Origin of the sequence: Pseudomonas sp. PB103, assembly GCF_009764635.1 — a bacterium.
Classification (GTDB): Bacteria; Pseudomonadota; Gammaproteobacteria; order Pseudomonadales; family Pseudomonadaceae; genus Aquipseudomonas.
Genome location: NZ_RWIL01000123.1, coordinates 31,367 through 48,612 on the forward strand (window position 1 = coordinate 31,367; position 17,246 = coordinate 48,612).

Below are 17,246 nucleotides of genomic sequence, written 5' to 3' on the forward strand. Positions count from 1 at the left end.
CCTCGGTCGGCCCCCTCTCCCTCTGGGAGAGGGCTGGGGTGAGGGGCAAGCCATACGCAAAAATTCACCCCACTCAGAAATCGATACGCACGTCACCCTTCGGCACACTGCAGCACGACAAAATAAACCCTTCGGCCTCGTCGTCCTCGGTAATCCCGCCGTTGTGCTCCATCTCCACCTCGCCCCCCAGCTTGAGCACCTTGCACGTCCCGCAAATGCCCATGCCGCAAGCTTTCGGAATCATCAAACCAAGCTTGGCCGCCGCCGCATGCACAGTCTCACCCGGGGCCACACGAATGCTCTTGCCGGACGAGGTGAACTCGACCTGATGCAGATCCGCCGCATCGATCTCCGGCGCATCCGCTGCCTGTTCGGCTTGCTCCACCGCATCGGCACGCGCTTCTGGTGGCGTCGCACCGAAGGATTCTTCGTGATAACGCGACATGTCATACCCGGCCACTTCCAGCAGGCGCTTGACCGCGTTCATGTACGGCGTCGGGCCGCAGCAGAATACTTCGCGCTCAAGGAAGTCCGGCACCATCAATTCGAGCATCTTGTGGTTCAGGTAACCGCGATAACCGGCCCATGGCTCACCCAAGCCATGCTTCTCGCAAATCAGATGCAGGCTGAAGTTGTCGATCCGCGACGCCATGTGCTCCAGCTCGCGGTGGTAAATGATGTCTTTCGGCGAGCGCGCGCTGTGGATAAAGGTCATGTCGACGTTGGCGTTGGTGTCGTAAAACCAGCGCGCCATCGACATGCACGGCGTGATACCGACGCCGCCGCTCAGATAGAGGACTTTCGGGCTCGGGAAGTCGATGGCATTGAACAGCCCGACCGGCCCGTGCACCGCCAATTCCTGCCCCTCGTGAAGCGTGTCGTGCAGCCAGTTCGAAACCTTGCCCCCCGGCACCCGTTTGATCGTCACCGAAAAGCTGTACGGCACCGACGGCGAACTGGAGATCGTGTACGAGCGCATGATCGGCTGGCCTTCGATTTCCAGCTCCAGGGTCACGAACTGCCCGGGCTTGAAGAAGAACAGGATCGGCTGGTCGGCCATGAAACAGAAGGTGCGCACGTCCCAGGTTTCCTGGATGACTTTGACGCAACGGACGATGTGTCGGCCATTGGCCCAGGTCTGGGTGGTGACCGGATTCAGGAAGCTGTTGGACATGCTGTTCTCCACGGCCGACTGTCGGCCTCATGTCGGCGATTCTGCGTATAGCGCGAACCGCCCGTTTACCTATCCGCGACATCGGCATACTTATCGCGACCAGCCCCCAACCACCGGGGGTTGCGCGTCGGGAACAGATTGCACCATGTCGCCCATGGATAAGGTTCCGCCCCGCGCCGGCCCCACACTCGCCCCAACACCAAGACAGCTTCTTTACACCTTGCGTAGCAACCGTTAGCAGCACACCTGATCAGCCACTTTTCGCCGGCCACGCAGATGGCCATGAGGATCACATCGATGGACGTCACCGCAAAAATCAGCCTGGGCGATCCGCTGGAACCCGCACGCAAGGCCACCGCACAAATGCTCCAGGAGCGTGAACGGACGTTTTCGCTGCCACAACCGTTTTACAGCGATGAACGACTCTTCGATATCGACATGCAGGAGATCTTCCAGAAAGAGTGGTTGATCGCCGGCATGACCTGCGAGATCCCGGCGAAAGGCAACTACCTGACACTGCAGATCGGCAAGAACCCGATCATCGTCATTCGTGGCGCCGAAGGCGTGGTTCATGCCTTCCACAACGTCTGCCGCCACCGCGGCTCGCGCCTGTGCACCAGCGAAAAGGGCAAAGTCGCAAAACTGGTCTGCCACTACCACCAGTGGACGTACGAGCTGGACGGGCGCCTGCTGTTCGCCGGCACCGAAATGGGCGCCGACTTCGATATGAAGCAGTACGGCCTGAAACCGGTGAACGTGAAGACTGCCGGCGGCTATATCTTTATCAGCCTGGCAGAGAATCCGCCGGCCATTGATGACTTCCTGTCGACGCTGAACCATTACATGGAACCGTACGACATGGAGAACACCAAGGTGGCGATCACCACCACCTTGATGGAAAAGGCCAACTGGAAACTGGTGCTGGAAAACAACCGCGAGTGCTATCACTGCAACGCGTCACACCCGGAGCTGCTGAAAACCCTGCTGGAATGGGACGACGTCACCGATCCGCGCGCCGATCAGGCGTTCAAGGATCACGTTGCTGCCTCTGCCGCTGCCTGGGAGGCCGAGAAGATTCCTTATGCCCACGCCAGTTTCGGCCTGCGCAACCGCATCGTGCGCATGCCGTTGCTCAAGGGCACCGTGTCGATGACCCTCGACGGCAAACAGGGCTGCGCGAAACTGATGGGCCGGATCAAGAACCCGGACCTCGGTTCGATGCGCATCCTGCACCTGCCGCACTCGTGGAACCACTGCATGGGCGACCACATCATCGTCTTCACCGTGTGGCCGATCAGCGCGCAGGAAACCATGGTCACCACCAAGTGGATCGTGCACAAGGATGCGGTTGAGGGTGTGGATTACGACGTCGAGCGCATGCGTCAGGTGTGGGATGCGACGAATGATCAGGATCGGCGTCTGGCTGAGGAGAACCAGCGCGGGATCAACTCGACGGCGTATCAGCCTGGGCCTTATTCGAAGACCTACGAATTTGGTGTGGTCAACTTTGTCGATTGGTACAGCGAGCGCTTGCTGAACAACCTTGGGGCTGAGCCTGCGCCTTACCTCAAAGGCGTCCCCGTCCAAGGCTAAAAGCATCGCTGGCAAGCCAGCTCCCACAGGGTTTTGCGGTGTACACATATATTGTGATCACCTGAAAACCTGTGGGAGCTGGCTTGCCAGCGATGGCATCCTCACATTCTGCTACGTTTCAATTGAACGAATTCTGATCAACCACCCCACACCCCATACCCACCACGCCCCACAGCCTTCCGCAAACAAGTTATCCACACACCCACCCACAGCAAATGGGGACAACTGTGGATGACTCGGAAAATATCCCACTGATTTGCAAAGAAAAACAGTGACTTATCCAGAAGGACGGTTTTGAAAACACAATGATCATTTTTTGATCAACAGCCTGCAAGCCACGCCATTCGTGGCGTTCAGCGGATGGCGAACACCTTATCCACAGAAGCACCAACAGAGATCGGGGGTAACTTTGCGCGTGCTGTGGAAAAACCCTGAAGACTGCGAAATACCGGGCTTTACAGGCAACTCATCGTGTCAAAAGCGTAAATTGATCATTTATTGAACAACTCTGTGAAAGCCACGTTTTATATAGCGCTCAGGGGTTAGCGAACATCTTATCCACAGAAGCGCCAACAGAGATCGGGGGTAACTTACGCAGTTATCCCGCAGAAAAATCCCATAAAAACCGTAACTTAGGTTGGTCGTTTTTTGATCTGAAGCCTGAAAGCCACAGTAGGCGTGGCTTGCAGCGAAGGGCGAACACGTTATCCACAGACTGACCAACAGCGATTGTGTGTAAACACTGTCCAGTGGATAACCGAAGGTTAAGCGCGGTGCATCAGATAGGCTTCCCCGGTCACCCGAATCAGCGGATGAGGCGTCACCTGGCAGGTTTTGATGATGCCGAAGCCATGGCGCTCATAGAATCGCCGTGCACCGGTGTTGGCCGCGTAGTCGATCAGGCTCAGGCCTTTAAGCGCCAACTGATCGGCACGCGCCTGGGCATGCTGGAGGAACTGCACGCCCAAGCCCATATTGCGCCAGCCCTCATACAGCGCCAGGCTGGAGATGTACAACGAATCCGGCACTTCCATATCGGCATACGGTGCCAGCACCGGATCGGTGGGCGGCGTTTGCTCGGGATCTTCGCGCATGACGTAGCTGTGCATCATGCCAACAACCTGACCTGCAGCCTCGGCGATCAGGCAGTTCTGCCAAGAGAAATCCACGTCGTCGCGGGCATAACGTCGCTCGCCGACATCCAGCAGCGCCTCCCCAGGCTCGGCCAACTGGCTCCAGATGTAATCCGAGGCGCCCTCCGAGGAAATCTGAAACAAACGCGCAATGTCGCGCGCATCCGTGCGCCGTGCAGGGCGAAACTCAACAGTCATTCACATTATTCCTATGGCAAACCCACCAACCTGTAGGAGCTGACGAGTGCAACGAGGCTGCGATCTTTTGATCTTGTTTTCAAAGATCAAAAGATCGCAGCCTCGTTGCACTCGTCAGCTCCTACAGAGATTTGGGGGGTGTCGGGTGTCAGCGGACGACACCTTCTTCGATGAGGAGTTTGAGGATGGCTTCGGCGCCGGCTTGTGGGGTGACGCCTTTGAGCACTTGTCCACCGCCGCCACTGGCTTTGGCGGTCGCGGCTTTCATGCGGTCGGCGCCGCTTTTGGCTTTGATCACTTTCAGGCGTTTAGGCCTTGGTTTGGCCGGTTGCAGGGTGGCGACAGACAGGAGTTCGTCGTCGACAACCTCGATGTCGTCTGCTTCCAATACGCCACGGCGCGCCGGGCCGTAGGCGCTCTGCCGAGGTTTCGGCGCAGCGTTATCCACAGTCGCCAGAAACGGCAGCTTCACCTTCAACCGTCGCCGCTGACCACGCGGCAAGGCTTGCAGCACCAGCGCCGAGCCGTCGTTGATCGACTCGACCTGCGCCAGCCCAACCACCAGCGGCCAACCCAGCCCTTCGGCCAACAGGAACGGCAACATCCCCGAACCTTCACCGGTTTCCGCCTGGCTGCCGGTCAGCACCACTTGCGCACCTGCATCACGCAGATACGCGGTCAATGCTGGCAAGGCATCGGCGCCAGCGGGCTGCTCCAGCACATGCATCTGCTCCAGGCCCATGCCCAGATAGGCGCGCAACGCCGGTTCCGCCACGTCGCCGGCGTGCAGCACTTGCAGGTTATCCCCAGCCAGTTGCAGGCCCAGCTCCACGGCGCGCGCGTCCTGGTCGGCGCGACGCGGGCGGCCGGAAGTCGGGTGGGCGCCGATTGAAACCAGACTGATAACTTTCGTGTTCATCGCGTTTCCTTAGGCCGCATCGCGCTTGGATTCATTGCGGTAAGCCGAAACGGCTTCGATCAACGCTTGCAGAATCGCCGCGCTCTCGCCGATCACCGAGAGGTCGGCACGCTTGATCATGTCGCATCCCGGGTCAAGGTTGATCGCCACCACCTTGTCGCAGGCGCCAATACCTTGCAGATGCTGGATCGCCCCGGAGATACCCACAGCCACATAGACCCGTGCGGTAACCCAAGTGCCGGACGCGCCGACCTGGCGATCACGGGCCATGAAGCCGTCATCGACGGCAACCCGCGAGGCGCCTTCTGTAGCACCGAGCGCCGCCGCCGTTGCGTGGAACAGCTGCCAGTCCTTGACGCCGTTGCCGCCGGAGAAAATGAATTCGGCTTCGGCCATCGGAATCGCCGCCGGGTCCACTGCTACCGCACCGAGATCTTCGATCCGCGACAGGCTGCGCGCGACGCTTGTGGATAACTCTACCGGCAAGGCTTCATGGCGGGTTTCGCTGACCGGCTCGGCGCATTCGGCGGCAGCCAGAATCAACCGCGCAACCGGCCGGGCAAGGTCTTGCAGCCCAGCGCCGGCGCGGCCGATGCACTCTTGATCCTTGACCTGCCAGACCCGTGTGGCCGGGCGCTCGCCGAGTGCCGCCGCAAAGCGTCGGCCGAGTTCGCCGCCACCGCTGCGACTGTCCGGCAGCAGCCAGTGACGCGGGTTGAACTGGTTATCCACAGCACGCAGACCCTGTACCCGTTGCTCCGGTGCATAACCGCTGAATTCTTCACCTTCGAGCACCAGCAAGCGATCCACCCCGGCAGTGGCGAAAGCGTTTTCCTTGTGCTCGCCAAAGACCACCGCCAATACTGCGCCGTCCTGGCCCGCGAGTTGATGGGCAAGGCCAAGCAAATCGCGGTCGTGGCTGCTTAAGCGGCCACCGACCATGTCCGGCACCACGCTGATGAAGAACGCCGGGGCCGGCACTTGATGCAGCGGCAATTGCACTTCCACAGCGGCCGAACGTTTGACCGCCCCGCCCTGTTGCGCGCCGCTGCGATCGATCCGCTTGATGCCGTTGGGGCCGATAAAACCGATGCCGTGCAGATTCTTGCGAAGGATGCCGTTCGGCCCCATCCAGCTGTGTTGCGCCGGTTGCATCGCCGCATGCAACGGGTGCAGGCGGTTACGCGCAATCCATTCGGCGCGCGGGTCGCGGCGGATAATATCGCTCATCAGTGGGCCTCCGCAGGTTCACGTTTGGCCGGGGTCGCAGGCTTGCTCGGCGCGGCGTCTTCGAGCAGCGCATCGGCGACCAGTTCGGCGATGTCCTTGATCAGCGGACGCGGTTCGACCACGCCTTCGAGCATCGCCGTGCACTGTGGACAACCCACGGCTACCAGTTCGGCGCCGGTCTCGCGGATGTCTTCCATGCGCATGTCGGGAATCCGCTGCTTGCCCGGAATGTCAGTGATCGGCGCCCCGCCACCGCCGCCGCAGCAGCGCGAACGGAAGCCGGAACGTTGCATCTCTTTGACTTCGATGCCGAGCGCACGCAGCACTTCACGCGGCGCTTCGTACTCGCCGTTGTAGCGACCGAGGTAGCACGGATCGTGATAGGTCACGCTATTGCCTTTGTGCTGTCCGAGATTCAGCGCGCCGGCCTGAATGATTTCCGCCATGTAGGTGCTGTGGTGCTGCACCAAGTAGTTGCCGTCGAACGCGCCGTACTCGTTTTTCAGCACGTGAAAGCTGTGCGGATCGCAGGTGACGATGCGGTTGAAGCTGTATTTGCCCAGGGTCTGGATGTTGCGTTTGGCGAGCAACTGGAAGGTTGCTTCGTCGCCCAAACGGCGGGCCACGTCACCGCTGTCACGTTCTTCGAGACCGAGCACGGCGAAGTCGATTTTCGCCGCTTTCAGCACTTTGACGAAGGCGCGCAGGGTGCGCTGGTTGCGCATGTCGAACGCACCGTCGCCAACCCAGAACAGCACGTCGGTGGATTTCTTTTCGCTGAGCAGATTGAGATTCAAATCCGCCGCCCAGTTCATCCGCCCGCCCGGGGCAAAACCACCGGGGTTGTCAGTAGCGATGAGATTTTCGAGGACTTCGGCGCCCTTGTTCGGCGTCGCGCCTCTTTCCAGGGTCAGGTGACGGCGCATGTCGACGATGGCGTCGACGTGCTCGATCATCATCGGGCATTCCTCGACGCAGGCGCGGCAGGTGGTGCACGACCACAGGGTTTCGGCGTCGACCAGACCGTTGACGATTGGTTGATGCGGATTGCCTGAGTGTTCGCCAATGGGTTTGCCGGGATACGGGCTGCCGGCGAATTTTGCATCGGTGCCGCCCGCGAGGCCGACGACCATATCCTGAATCAGTTTTTTCGGGTTCAGCGGCTGGCCGGCGGCGAAGGCCGGGCATGCAGCTTCGCACTTGCCGCACTGCACGCAGGCGTCAAAACCGAGCAACTGGTTCCAGGTGAAATCCTTGGGTTTTTCCACCCCCAGTGGTGCGTTCGGATCGTTCAGATCCAGCGGCTTCAAACCGGTGGAACGACCGCCGCCAAAACGTTCGGCGCGACGGTGCCAAGCCAAGTGCAAAGCACCGGCGAAGGCGTGCTTCATCGGCCCGCCCCAGGTCATGCCGAAGAACAGTTCCGACACGCCCCACAACACGCCGATCCCGAGGATGCCCGCGAGCACCCAGCCACCGAAGTTCTCCGGCAGGATTCCAGCCACCGGCAAGGTCAGCAGGAAGAACGACGCCGAGAACGCCAGCAGGCTTTTCGGCAGGCGCATCCACGGGCCTTTCGACAGCCGCGCTGGCGGGTTGCGCCGACGCAGATAAACGAAGATCGCGCCGACGAACATCACCGCCGTCATCAGCAGCAAGGCGTAACCGAGAATGCGGTTATGCAGGCCAAAACCGTGCACCAGCAGCGCCAGCACAATCGACGCCACCGCACCGCCGGCCGTGGCCACGTGGGTGTTGGCGATGTATTTGTCCCGCGCGACGACATGGTGCAAATCGACCATGTAACGCTTGGGCATGGCGAGCAGGCCGCCGATCAGATCGACCTTCGAGGCCCGGCCCCGGCGCCACATGGCCACCCGCCGCAACGCGCCGAGGACACCAAGGCCGATAGCTGCGAACAACAGGATTGGAAGAAGGGTGTTCAACATGGTGAAGCTCCCACCAGTACAACCTGGAGAAACACGGCGTTCAATGATCGTTCCCACGCTCTGCGTGGGAATGCATCCCGGGACGCTCCGCGTCCCAAGCGGACGCAGAGCGTCCATTGCGGCATTCCCACGCAGAGCGTGGGAACGATCGGTTCACTAGCCCTTAGAAATCCTTGCACAACCGCAACGCGTCATAGATCGCGGCGTGGATGTTGCGCTGCGCCACGCAGTCGCCGATGCGGAACAGCAAGTAGCCGTCGCCCGTCTCGCTCAGCGATGGTTGCGGCTGGATCGCGAACAACGCTTCGACGTCGATCTGGCCCTTGTTACGCGAACCCTCTTTGAGCGCGTAGTAGATTTCCTCATCCGGACGCACGCCGTTCTCCACCACCACCTGGTCGACCACCCGTTCCTCTTTGGCGCCGGTGTATTCGTTTTCCAGTACCGCGACCAGTTTGTCGCCTTCGCGGTAGACCTTTTCCAGCATCATGTCGCCGGTCATGATCACTTCTTTCGGGTACATGCTGCGGTAGTATGTCGGGAACGACGTACCGCCGATGGCCACGCCCGGTTTGATGTCGTCGGTGACGATCTCGACCTGGCTGCCCTTGTCGGCGAGGAAGTCGGCAACCGACATCCCGGTGAACTCGCAGATGGTGTCGTAGACCAGCACGTTCTTGCCCGGCGCAACCTTACCGTCGAGCACGTCCCAACTGCTGACCACCAGCCCTTCGGCAGCGCCCCAGTGTTCGTTCTGTTCCAGATACGGATGCCCGCCGACCGCCAGCACCACTACGTCCGGACGCAAGTCCATGATGGTGTCGGCATCAGCCGCCGTGCCCAGTCGCAGATCGACTTTCAGCCGCGCCAGTTCCAGCTGGAACCAGCGGGTGATGCCGGCGATCTGGTCGCGCTGCGGTGCTTTCGAGGCGGTGGTGATTTGCCCACCGATGAATTCTTTCTTCTCGAACAGGGTCACGTCTTGGCCACGCTCGGCGGCAACGCGTGCCGCTTCCATCCCGGCAGGGCCGGCACCGACGATCACCACTTTGCGTTTCGGCCCGGTGGATTTCTCGATGATGTGCGGCACGCCCATGTATTCACGGGAGGTCGCGGCGTTCTGGATGCACAGCACGTCCAGACCTTGGTACTGACGGTCGATGCAATAGTTGGCGCCGACACACTGCTTGATCTGGTCGATCTGGCCCATCTTGATCTTGGCGATCAGGTGCGGGTCAGCGATGTGCGCGCGGGTCATGCCGACCATGTCGACGTAGCCGCCTTCAAGAATCCGCGTAGCCTGGTTCGGGTCCTTGATGTTCTGTGCGTGCAGCACCGGCACCTTGACCACTTCCTTGATCCCGGCGGCCAGATGCAGGAACGGCTCCGGTGGATAACTCATGTTCGGAATCACGTTGGCCAGGGTGTTGTGGGTGTCACAACCCGAGCCGACGACGCCGATGAAATCGAGCATGCCGGTGTCGTCGTAATACTTGGCGATCTGCTTCATGTCCTCGTGGGACAAACCGTCCGGGTGGAACTCGTCACCGCACAGACGCATGCCCACGCAAAAATCGTCACCGACCTCGGCGCGCACGGCTTTCAGCACTTCCAGACCGAACTTCATCCGGCCTTCGAAGGTGCCGCCCCATTCGTCGGTACGCTTGTTGACGCGCGGGCTCCAGAACTGGTCGATCATGTGCTGGTGCACCGCCGACAGTTCAACGCCGTCAAGACCACCGGCCTTGGCCCGGCGCGCGGCCTGGGCGTAGTTGCCGATGACCCGCCAGATTTCTTCCGGCTCGATGGTTTTGCAGGTGGCGCGGTGCACCGGCTCACGGATCCCCGACGGCGACATCAGGGTCGGCCAGTTGAAGCCGTCCCAGCGCGAGCGCCGGCCCATGTGGGTAATCTGAATCATGATCTTGGCGCCATGCTTGTGCATGGCGTCGGCCAGATTCTGGAAGTGCGGGATGATCCGGTCGGTCGACAGGTTGACCGAGCTCCACCATTCCTGCGGGCTGTCGATGGCGACCACGGAGGAGCCGCCACAGATCGCCAGGCCGATGCCGCCCTTGGCTTTCTCTTCGTAATACTTGACGTAGCGGTCGGTGGTCATGCCACCGTCAGTCGCGTAGACCTCGGCGTGTGCGGTGCTGAGCACGCGGTTGCGGATGGTCAGTTTGCCGATCTGGATCGGCTGGAACATTGCTTCGAAAGCCATGGCGGGTTCCTCGACTTACAACGGCTTGACGGTGAACAGGCCGTCGTCGTGGCCTTCTTCGGAGCCACCGTAGACTTGCTCGGCAACCGTGCGAATCTTGCTGCCGCGCGCCTCAAGAATCTGGTCCATGGCCCCGGCAAACCAGCCGGTGAACATGTAGTCGACCTTGCGTCCGACCTTGCCGTACACATAGACGAATGCCGAGTGTTCGAGCTTGACGCTGGCGGTGCCTTTGTCGAGGTCGATGTCCTGGATCTTGAACAGGCCCCAGCCGCGTTGCGACAGGCGTTTCATGTAGTGCTCGAACACCGCGACGCCTTCCAGGCCGTGGCATTCGGCTTCTTTTTCGCACCAGTGCCAGGCGGACTTGTAGCCGGCCTTGTAGAGGATCTCGGCGTAGGCGTCAGCGCCCAGCACTTCCTCGATGCCCATGTGGTTATTGACGAAGAAATGCCGTGGCACGTAGAGCATCGGCAGGGCGTCGGAGGTCCAGACACCGGTCTCGCTGTCGACTTCGATGGGCAATTGCGGGGCGATCTTGGCCATGGAAACTTAACTCCAGAAAAATTTTAGATTCAGTGTTGGCCGCGGCCCTCACCCCAGCCCTCTCCGAGAGGGAGAGGGAGCAGATCGGCGGCGGTCTTGAGTAAGCGTTACTCGCCCCAGACGTCTTTCAGGACGTTGACCCAGTTCTCACCCATGATCTTGCGCACCACGCGCTCGGGATGGCCGCGCTTGAGCAGGGTTTCGGTCAGGTTCGGGAACTCGCCGACGGTGCGGATGCCCAGCGGGTTGATGATCTTGCCGAAGCTGGTCAGACGGCGGGCGTAGCCCTTGTCATGGGTCAGGTATTCGAAGAAGTCCTGACCGTGACCCTGGGTGAAGTCGGTGCCAATGCCGATGGCGTCTTCGCCGACGATGTTCATCACGTATTCGATCGCTTCGGCGTAGTCGTCGATGGTCGAATCGATGCCCTTGGCGAGGAACGGCGCGAACATGGTCACGCCGACAAAACCGCCGTGGTCGGCAATGAACTTCAGTTCTTCATCGGACTTGTTGCGCGGGTGCTCTTTGAGACCCGACGGCAGGCAGTGGGAATAGCACACCGGTTTTTTCGATTCGAGGATGACTTCTTCAGAAGTCTTGGAACCGACGTGGGACAGGTCGCACATGACGCCGACGCGGTTCATCTCGGCAACGATTTCACGACCGAAGCCCGACAGGCCGCCGTCACGCTCGTAGCAACCGGTGCCGACCAGGTTCTGGGTGTTGTAGCACATCTGCACGATGCCAACGCCGAGCTGCTTGAACACCTCGACATAGCCGATCTGATCTTCAAAGGCGTGGGCATTCTGGAAGCCGAAGAGGATGCCGGTCTTGCCCTGCTCCTTGGCTTTGCGGATGTCGGCGGTGGTGCGCACCGGCATCACCAGGTCGCTGTTTTCGCGGATCAGCTTCTGGCTGGCGGCAATATTGTTCACGGTCGCCTGAAAGCCTTCCCACACCGACACAGTGCAGTTGGCTGCCGTCAGACCGCCCTTGCGCATGTCTTCAAACAGCTCGCGGTTCCATTTGGCAATGATCAGACCGTCGATAACGATGCTGTCGGCGTGTAATTCGGCTGGGCTCATCAGGCGTCCCCTTATTGGCGATTCATGCGCCGAATCGTCTGCCGGCGCTTTGGGGCCAGCATATGCCTCGGTGCCGGGGCGACCGGGTGCAAAAACGACAGGGGAATTGCCGAAAGCGTCAATCCGCGACAAAGGGTCGCCAGCCGCTCCGATCAGCTACCTGTTCAAGCCCGCAAGCTTGAGCCAGAATCTCCGGCATCTTGGAAACACCACTGGATTAGAGCGGCGACAACAATGAAATCGATCTTCCTGGCTTTGGCACTGATTGCGACCGGCGTACACGCCGCCGAAGAGTCCGACAACAACCCCTGCGACGCCGTCGAAAACGACGTCCAGACCCTGGAATGCTCGACCTACAGCCGCACGACCGCCGAAGACCTGCTCAAGGACAACTACGCCAGCCTGACCGAACGCATGCAGACGGCGTATGGCAAAAATGCGACGCAATTGGCGGACATCACTGCCAAGATCAAGACGGCTCAGCAGCAGTGGCTGAAGACGCGGGACGCGGATTGCGCGGTGGAGGCGTTCCCGGCCACTGCTGGCAGCAAGGCGTTTACGATTGCGCAGAATGACTGCGTGGCGCGGATGAGTGATGAGCGGTCGGAGTTTTTGGAGTCGATTGGGCAGGAATAGTCCTTAAACTCGGAGGAAAATTGGAACCGCTTTTTGCTTTCACCGCGTGAATCTCCTCTTCTTACGGAAAATACCGACATCGCCTACGCCTATTGCGTGAAAGCCTCGATCTACGGGCCTTTCACGCAATATGCTGACAACAGTTCTTGATTGGCCGCCTTTAAAATATAAGCAAAGATTCGCGAATCTTATAAAAGACTTATATTCTTCCATGAACAGCATCCACTGGACACGAAAGGCCGTTAAGCAACTCTTGAAATTGCACTCCGTGCATCAGGTACAGGTTCGAGATGCCATTACGGCGCTTACCAACATGCCTGATGTAGGCAATGTCAAAGCACTGATTGGCCATGACTACGCCTACCGCCTGCGTGTCGGCACTTATCGAGTCATGTTCGACTGGGATGGCGCAATCAAAGTGGTCAGTATTCAAGAGGTCAAAAAACGCGATGAACGCACCTACTGACATCCAAATCATCAACGACGCAGAGGGCAACCCAGCCTTCGTGGTCATTCCATACGCGCAATACGTTGCGCAAAAAATGCAGCCCGATCTGATCCCCCATGAGGTGGTTAGCCGCATGGTCGACGGGGCGACACCGATCCGTGCCTGGCGCGAGCACCTCAACCTGACTCAGGAAGAAGTCGCCAAACGCATGGGCATTTCGCAACCGGCGTTTGCCCAGCAGGAAACCGTCGCCAAGCCTCGCAAGGCTACGCGTGAGAGAATTGCAGCGGCGTTCGGCATCACCGCCAATCAGCTTGAGCTGTAAGCTGTCCTCTTCACTTCAAGGAATTCCCCATGAACATCTGCGGCATTGAAATCAAAGGCAGCGAAGCGATCATCGCCGTGGCCGCTCTCGACGGTTCGGCCTTGAGCCACGTTCCCCTCGCCACCAAGAAAATCGCCCTCGAAGAGGATGACGAAGCGGCCAACGTGAAGTTGTTCGCGGCGCAGGTGGCGTCGTTTGTGCGGGAGAATTCGGTTGACCGGATTGCGATCAAGAAGCGCAGCAAGAAGGGTGAGTTTGCCGGTGGGCCGACGACATTCAAGATTGAAGGGATTTTCCAGTTGCTCGATGGCTGCGAGGTGACGTTGTTGTCGCCGCAGACGATCAATGCGCAGGCGAAGAAGCACAATTTTGAACTGCCGGGGACGTTGAACAAGTATCAGCATGAGGCTTATAAGGCGGCGTGTTCGGCGTTGGTGAAGAAGTAACCCGATTCCCGAAATCACCTTGGAACCTGTGGGAGCGGGCTTGCCCGCGATGGCGGTGTGTCAGGCAATAACACTGTTGGATGTGCTGGCCTCATCGCGGGCAAGCCCGCTCCCACAGGGTTCTAGGGTGTTGCTGAAACCACTCAGGCCTGGGCGGTACGCCGGTCTTCGCGCGGGCAGCGGGCGAAGCGGGCGCGGTAGCTGCGGGTGAAGTACGACGGGGATTCGAAGCCGCAGGCGATGCTGACTTCGAGCACGCTCATATCGGTCTGGCGCAGTAGCTGCCGGGCCTTTTCCAGGCGCAGGCGCAGGTAAAAATTGCTCGGCGTATCGTTCAGATGCAGCCGAAACAACCGTTCCAGTTGCCGCCGCGTCACCTTGATCGATTCTGCCAATTGCAGCGTGGTCAACGGCGGTTCGCTGTGCTGCTCCATCTCGCCGATCACTTGCACCAGTTTCTTGTTGCTGATGCCGTAACGCGTGGCGACTTCCATGCGCTGGTGGTCTTTGCGCGGACGAATGCGCCCCAGCACGAATTGTTCGCTGACCTGAATCGCCAGTTGCGGGCCATGGGCCTGGGCGATCAGATCGAGCATCAAATCGATGGACGCGGTGCCGCCCGCCGAGGTGATGCGCCGACGGTCGATCTCGAACAGCTCCTGAGTGACGCTGAGCTGCGGATAAGATTCCTTGAACGCGTCGATGGCTTCCCAGTGCAGGGTCAGGCGATGGCCATCGAGCAGGCCCGCTTCAGCGAGGACAAAGCTGCCGGTGTCGATGGCGCCGAGGGTCACGCCATCGTTATCCAGCCGCCGTAACCAATGTTGAAGGGTTGGTGTGGCGAACTTCAGCGGCTCAAACCCGGCCACCACCAACAGCGTCGCGCCTTTCTTCAACGGCTCCAGCGCCGCATCGGCGTTAACCGACATGCCGTTACTCGCCAGCACCGCCCCGCCATCGGCACTCAACACATGCCAGCGGTACAACTCGCCACGAAAGCGGTTGGCCACGCGCAGCGGTTCGATCGCAGAAATAAAGCCGATGGCGGAGAACCCCGGCATCAGCAGAAAGTAGAAATCCTGGGACATGTGCGCACTCGATTCGCGGGTAACGAGAGGGAGGGTAGCGTGGCTCGTTGATACGCCGATTGTCGTCGGCGTTCAAGGGCACAGGTCGCTACAGTGCAAATGCCAGTCGCCGCAGTGCGCTTTCATGGGCGTATAGCTGCGTAACTTTGCATCACCGGCACGACAGATGCCGGAACTCACAATAACGACCTGCCGAGGAACCCGACATGAAACGACTGATCAGCAGCTGTGTTCTTGCACTCAGCGGTACCGCTTTCTTGAGCGCCAGCGTCATGGCGGCCGACCCGGCAACGTGCCAGAACGTACGCATGGGCGTGGTCAACTGGACCGACGTGATCGCCACCAGTGCCATGACCCAGGTCCTGCTCGACGGCCTCGGCTACAACACCAAACAAACCAGCGCGTCCCAGCAAATCATCTTCGCCGGGATTCGCGATCAGCGCCTCGACCTGTTCCTCGGTTACTGGAACCCGCTGATGACGCAGACCATCACCCCGTTCGTCGATGCCAATCAGGTCAAAGTTCTTGAAGCACCAAGCCTGAAAGACGCTCGCGCGACCCTCGCGGTACCGACTTATCTGGCGGACAAAGGCCTGAAAACCTTTGCCGACATCGCCAAATTCGAAAAAGAACTGGGCGGCAAAATCTACGGCATCGAGCCTGGCTCGGGCGCCAACACGCAGATCAAGGCAATGATCGCCAAGAACCAGTTTGGCCTCGGCAAGTTCCAGTTGGTCGAGTCCAGTGAGGCCGGCATGCTCGCCGCCGTCGATCGCGCCGTGCGCCGCAAAGAGGCCGTGGTGTTCTTCGGCTGGGCGCCGCACCCGATGAACGTCAACGTCAAAATGACCTATCTGACCGGCAGCGATGACGCCCTCGGCCCGAACGAAGGCATGGCCACGGTGTGGACCGTCACCGCACCGAAATACGCCGAGCAGTGCCCGAACGTTGGCCGTCTGCTGACCAACCTGACGTTCACTGCCGAGGACGAGAGCCGGATGATGCAGCCGCTGCTCGACCACAAGGACGCTTTCGAATCGGCCAAGCAATGGCTCAAGGATCACCCCGAAGACAAGCAGCGCTGGCTCGAAGGTGTGACTACTTTCGATGGCAAACCGGCCGCTGAAAACCTCCAGCTGACCAGCAAATAACTCACCCCGAATCAACGCTCCGCAGCCCCGAAAAGGGCTGCGGACAGACCCATCACGCCTGAAGGAAACCGCACCATGAACCACGACGTCATCATCACCTGCGCACTCACCGGTGCTGGCGACACGACCGCCAAGAGCCCACACGTGCCAGTCACCCCGAAACAAATCGCTGCGGCGGCCGTTGAAGCGGCCAAGGCCGGCGCCACGGTTGTGCACTGCCATGTGCGCGATCCGCAGACCGGCAAGTTCAGCCGTGACGTGGCGCTGTACCGCGAAGTGATGGAGCGCATCCGCGAGGCCGACGTCGACATCATCGTCAACCTCACCGCCGGCATGGGCGGCGACCTCGAAATCGGCGCTGGCGAGAACCCGATGGAGTTCGGCCCGAACACCGACCTGGTCGGCCCGCTGACCCGTCTGGCGCACGTAGAAGAATTGCTCCCGGAAATCTGCACCCTCGATTGCGGCACCCTGAATTTCGGCGATGGCGACACCATTTACGTCTCGACGCCGGCGCAATTGCGTGCCGGCGCCAAGCGCATTACCGAGCTGGGCGTGAAGGCTGAGCTGGAAATTTTCGATACCGGACATCTGTGGTTTGCCAAGCAGATGATCAAGGAAGGTTTGCTCGATAACCCGCTGTTCCAGCTGTGCCTGGGTATTCCTTGGGGCGCGCCGGCGGATACCACGACGATGAAGGCCATGGTCGATAACTTGCCCGCCGACGCAGTGTGGGCCGGGTTTGGGATTGGCCGGATGCAGATGCCGATGGCGGCGCAAGCGGTGTTGCTTGGCGGCAACGTGCGGGTCGGGCTGGAAGACAACTTGTGGCTGGACAAAGGCGTGCTGGCGACCAATGGCCAATTGGTTGAACGCGCCAGCGAAATCCTCAGCCGCCTCGGCGCCCGCGTCCTGACCCCGGCGGAAGGTCGCAAGAAAATGGGCCTGACCCAGCGCGGTTAACCCTCAGCTCAAAAAATGGGCTCTGACTGCCCCCCAAATTTCACCTGTAGGAGCTGCCGAAGGCTGCGATCTTTTGATCTTGTTTTTTAAGATCAAGATCAAAAGATCGCAGCCTTCGGCAGCTCCTACAGGGATTAC

General features: G+C 60.1%; 16 protein-coding genes. 7 read left to right on the forward strand and 9 right to left on the reverse strand.

Annotated elements, in window-relative coordinates; genetic code table 11:
• Window positions 1-73: 73 nt before the first annotated feature.
• Window positions 74-1,174, reverse strand: a complete 1,101-nt coding sequence (gene gbcB, locus EJA70_RS21740) for a glycine-betaine demethylase subunit GbcB (protein ID WP_007911227.1) — start codon at window positions 1,172-1,174, stop codon at window positions 74-76.
• Window positions 1,175-1,471: 297 nt separating this feature from the next.
• Between gbcB and gbcA the strand changes: the two genes are divergently transcribed.
• Complete coding sequence (gene gbcA, locus EJA70_RS21745; protein ID WP_008083155.1) at window positions 1,472-2,767, forward strand: glycine-betaine demethylase subunit GbcA; 1,296 nt, start codon at window positions 1,472-1,474, stop codon at window positions 2,765-2,767.
• Between the two features lie 764 nt (window positions 2,768-3,531).
• Here gbcA and EJA70_RS21750 read toward each other — a convergent pair.
• The 7 genes from EJA70_RS21750 to EJA70_RS21780 all read right to left on the reverse strand — a co-directional run bounded on the left by EJA70_RS21750 (window position 3,532) and on the right by EJA70_RS21780 (window position 12,051).
• Window positions 3,532-4,098: a GNAT family N-acetyltransferase gene (locus EJA70_RS21750; RefSeq protein ID WP_158833412.1), complete on the reverse strand. Its 567-nt coding sequence runs from the start codon at window positions 4,096-4,098 to the stop codon at window positions 3,532-3,534.
• A gap of 148 nt (window positions 4,099-4,246) precedes the next feature.
• The gene (locus EJA70_RS21755; RefSeq protein ID WP_158833414.1) at window positions 4,247-5,017 is read right to left on the reverse strand and encodes an electron transfer flavoprotein subunit beta; all 771 of its coding nucleotides are present in this window, start codon (window positions 5,015-5,017) and stop codon (window positions 4,247-4,249) included.
• Between the two features lie 9 nt (window positions 5,018-5,026).
• A complete protein-coding gene (locus EJA70_RS21760) occupies window positions 5,027-6,247 on the reverse strand; it encodes an electron transfer flavoprotein subunit alpha/FixB family protein (RefSeq protein WP_158833416.1) in 1,221 nt (406 codons plus the stop codon).
• Window positions 6,247-8,196, reverse strand: coding sequence for a dimethylglycine demethylation protein DgcB (gene dgcB / locus EJA70_RS21765; RefSeq protein WP_158833418.1), 1,950 nt, complete (start codon window positions 8,194-8,196; stop codon window positions 6,247-6,249). Before dgcB ends, EJA70_RS21760 begins: the two co-directional genes overlap by 1 nt.
• 163 nt (window positions 8,197-8,359) lie before the next feature.
• Window positions 8,360-10,420 carry a dimethylglycine demethylation protein DgcA gene (gene dgcA / locus EJA70_RS21770; protein ID WP_158833420.1) on the reverse strand — a complete coding sequence of 687 codons (2,061 nt, stop codon included), beginning with the start codon at window positions 10,418-10,420 and terminating at the stop codon, window positions 8,360-8,362.
• Between the two features lie 15 nt (window positions 10,421-10,435).
• Complete coding sequence (locus EJA70_RS21775) at window positions 10,436-10,966, reverse strand: DUF5943 domain-containing protein (protein WP_005792152.1); 531 nt, start codon at window positions 10,964-10,966, stop codon at window positions 10,436-10,438.
• 107 nt (window positions 10,967-11,073) lie between these two features.
• Window positions 11,074-12,051 (reverse strand): dipeptidase, encoded by a 978-nt coding sequence (locus EJA70_RS21780; protein WP_060542339.1) that lies wholly within the window; start codon window positions 12,049-12,051, stop codon window positions 11,074-11,076.
• Between the two features lie 234 nt (window positions 12,052-12,285).
• Between EJA70_RS21780 and EJA70_RS21785 the strand changes: the two genes are divergently transcribed.
• From EJA70_RS21785 to EJA70_RS21800, 4 genes are all read left to right on the forward strand, one after another.
• Complete coding sequence (locus EJA70_RS21785) at window positions 12,286-12,687, forward strand: lysozyme inhibitor LprI family protein (protein ID WP_158833422.1); 402 nt, start codon at window positions 12,286-12,288, stop codon at window positions 12,685-12,687.
• A gap of 211 nt (window positions 12,688-12,898) precedes the next feature.
• Window positions 12,899-13,153 carry a type II toxin-antitoxin system RelE/ParE family toxin gene (locus EJA70_RS21790; RefSeq protein ID WP_158833424.1) on the forward strand — a complete coding sequence of 85 codons (255 nt, stop codon included), beginning with the start codon at window positions 12,899-12,901 and terminating at the stop codon, window positions 13,151-13,153.
• Window positions 13,137-13,460: a helix-turn-helix domain-containing protein gene (locus EJA70_RS21795; RefSeq protein ID WP_158833426.1), complete on the forward strand. Its 324-nt coding sequence runs from the start codon at window positions 13,137-13,139 to the stop codon at window positions 13,458-13,460. Before EJA70_RS21790 ends, EJA70_RS21795 begins: the two co-directional genes overlap by 17 nt.
• Before the next feature lie 29 nt (window positions 13,461-13,489).
• Entirely contained in the window at window positions 13,490-13,906 is a 417-nt protein-coding gene (locus EJA70_RS21800; RefSeq protein WP_158833428.1) for a DUF3010 family protein, read from the forward strand.
• A 143-nt stretch (window positions 13,907-14,049) separates the two neighbouring features.
• Here EJA70_RS21800 and EJA70_RS21805 read toward each other — a convergent pair whose 3' ends face one another.
• Window positions 14,050-14,994, reverse strand: a complete 945-nt coding sequence (locus EJA70_RS21805; RefSeq protein WP_158833430.1) for a GlxA family transcriptional regulator — start codon at window positions 14,992-14,994, stop codon at window positions 14,050-14,052.
• Window positions 14,995-15,200: 206 nt separating this feature from the next.
• Here EJA70_RS21805 and EJA70_RS21810 point away from each other — a divergent pair, with 206 nt between their 5' ends.
• Complete coding sequence (locus EJA70_RS21810; protein WP_158833432.1) at window positions 15,201-16,145, forward strand: choline ABC transporter substrate-binding protein; 945 nt, start codon at window positions 15,201-15,203, stop codon at window positions 16,143-16,145.
• A gap of 75 nt (window positions 16,146-16,220) precedes the next feature.
• Window positions 16,221-17,108, forward strand: coding sequence for a 3-keto-5-aminohexanoate cleavage protein (locus tag EJA70_RS21815; protein ID WP_123454174.1), 888 nt, complete (start codon window positions 16,221-16,223; stop codon window positions 17,106-17,108).
• The last annotated feature ends 138 nt before the right edge of the window (window positions 17,109-17,246 follow it).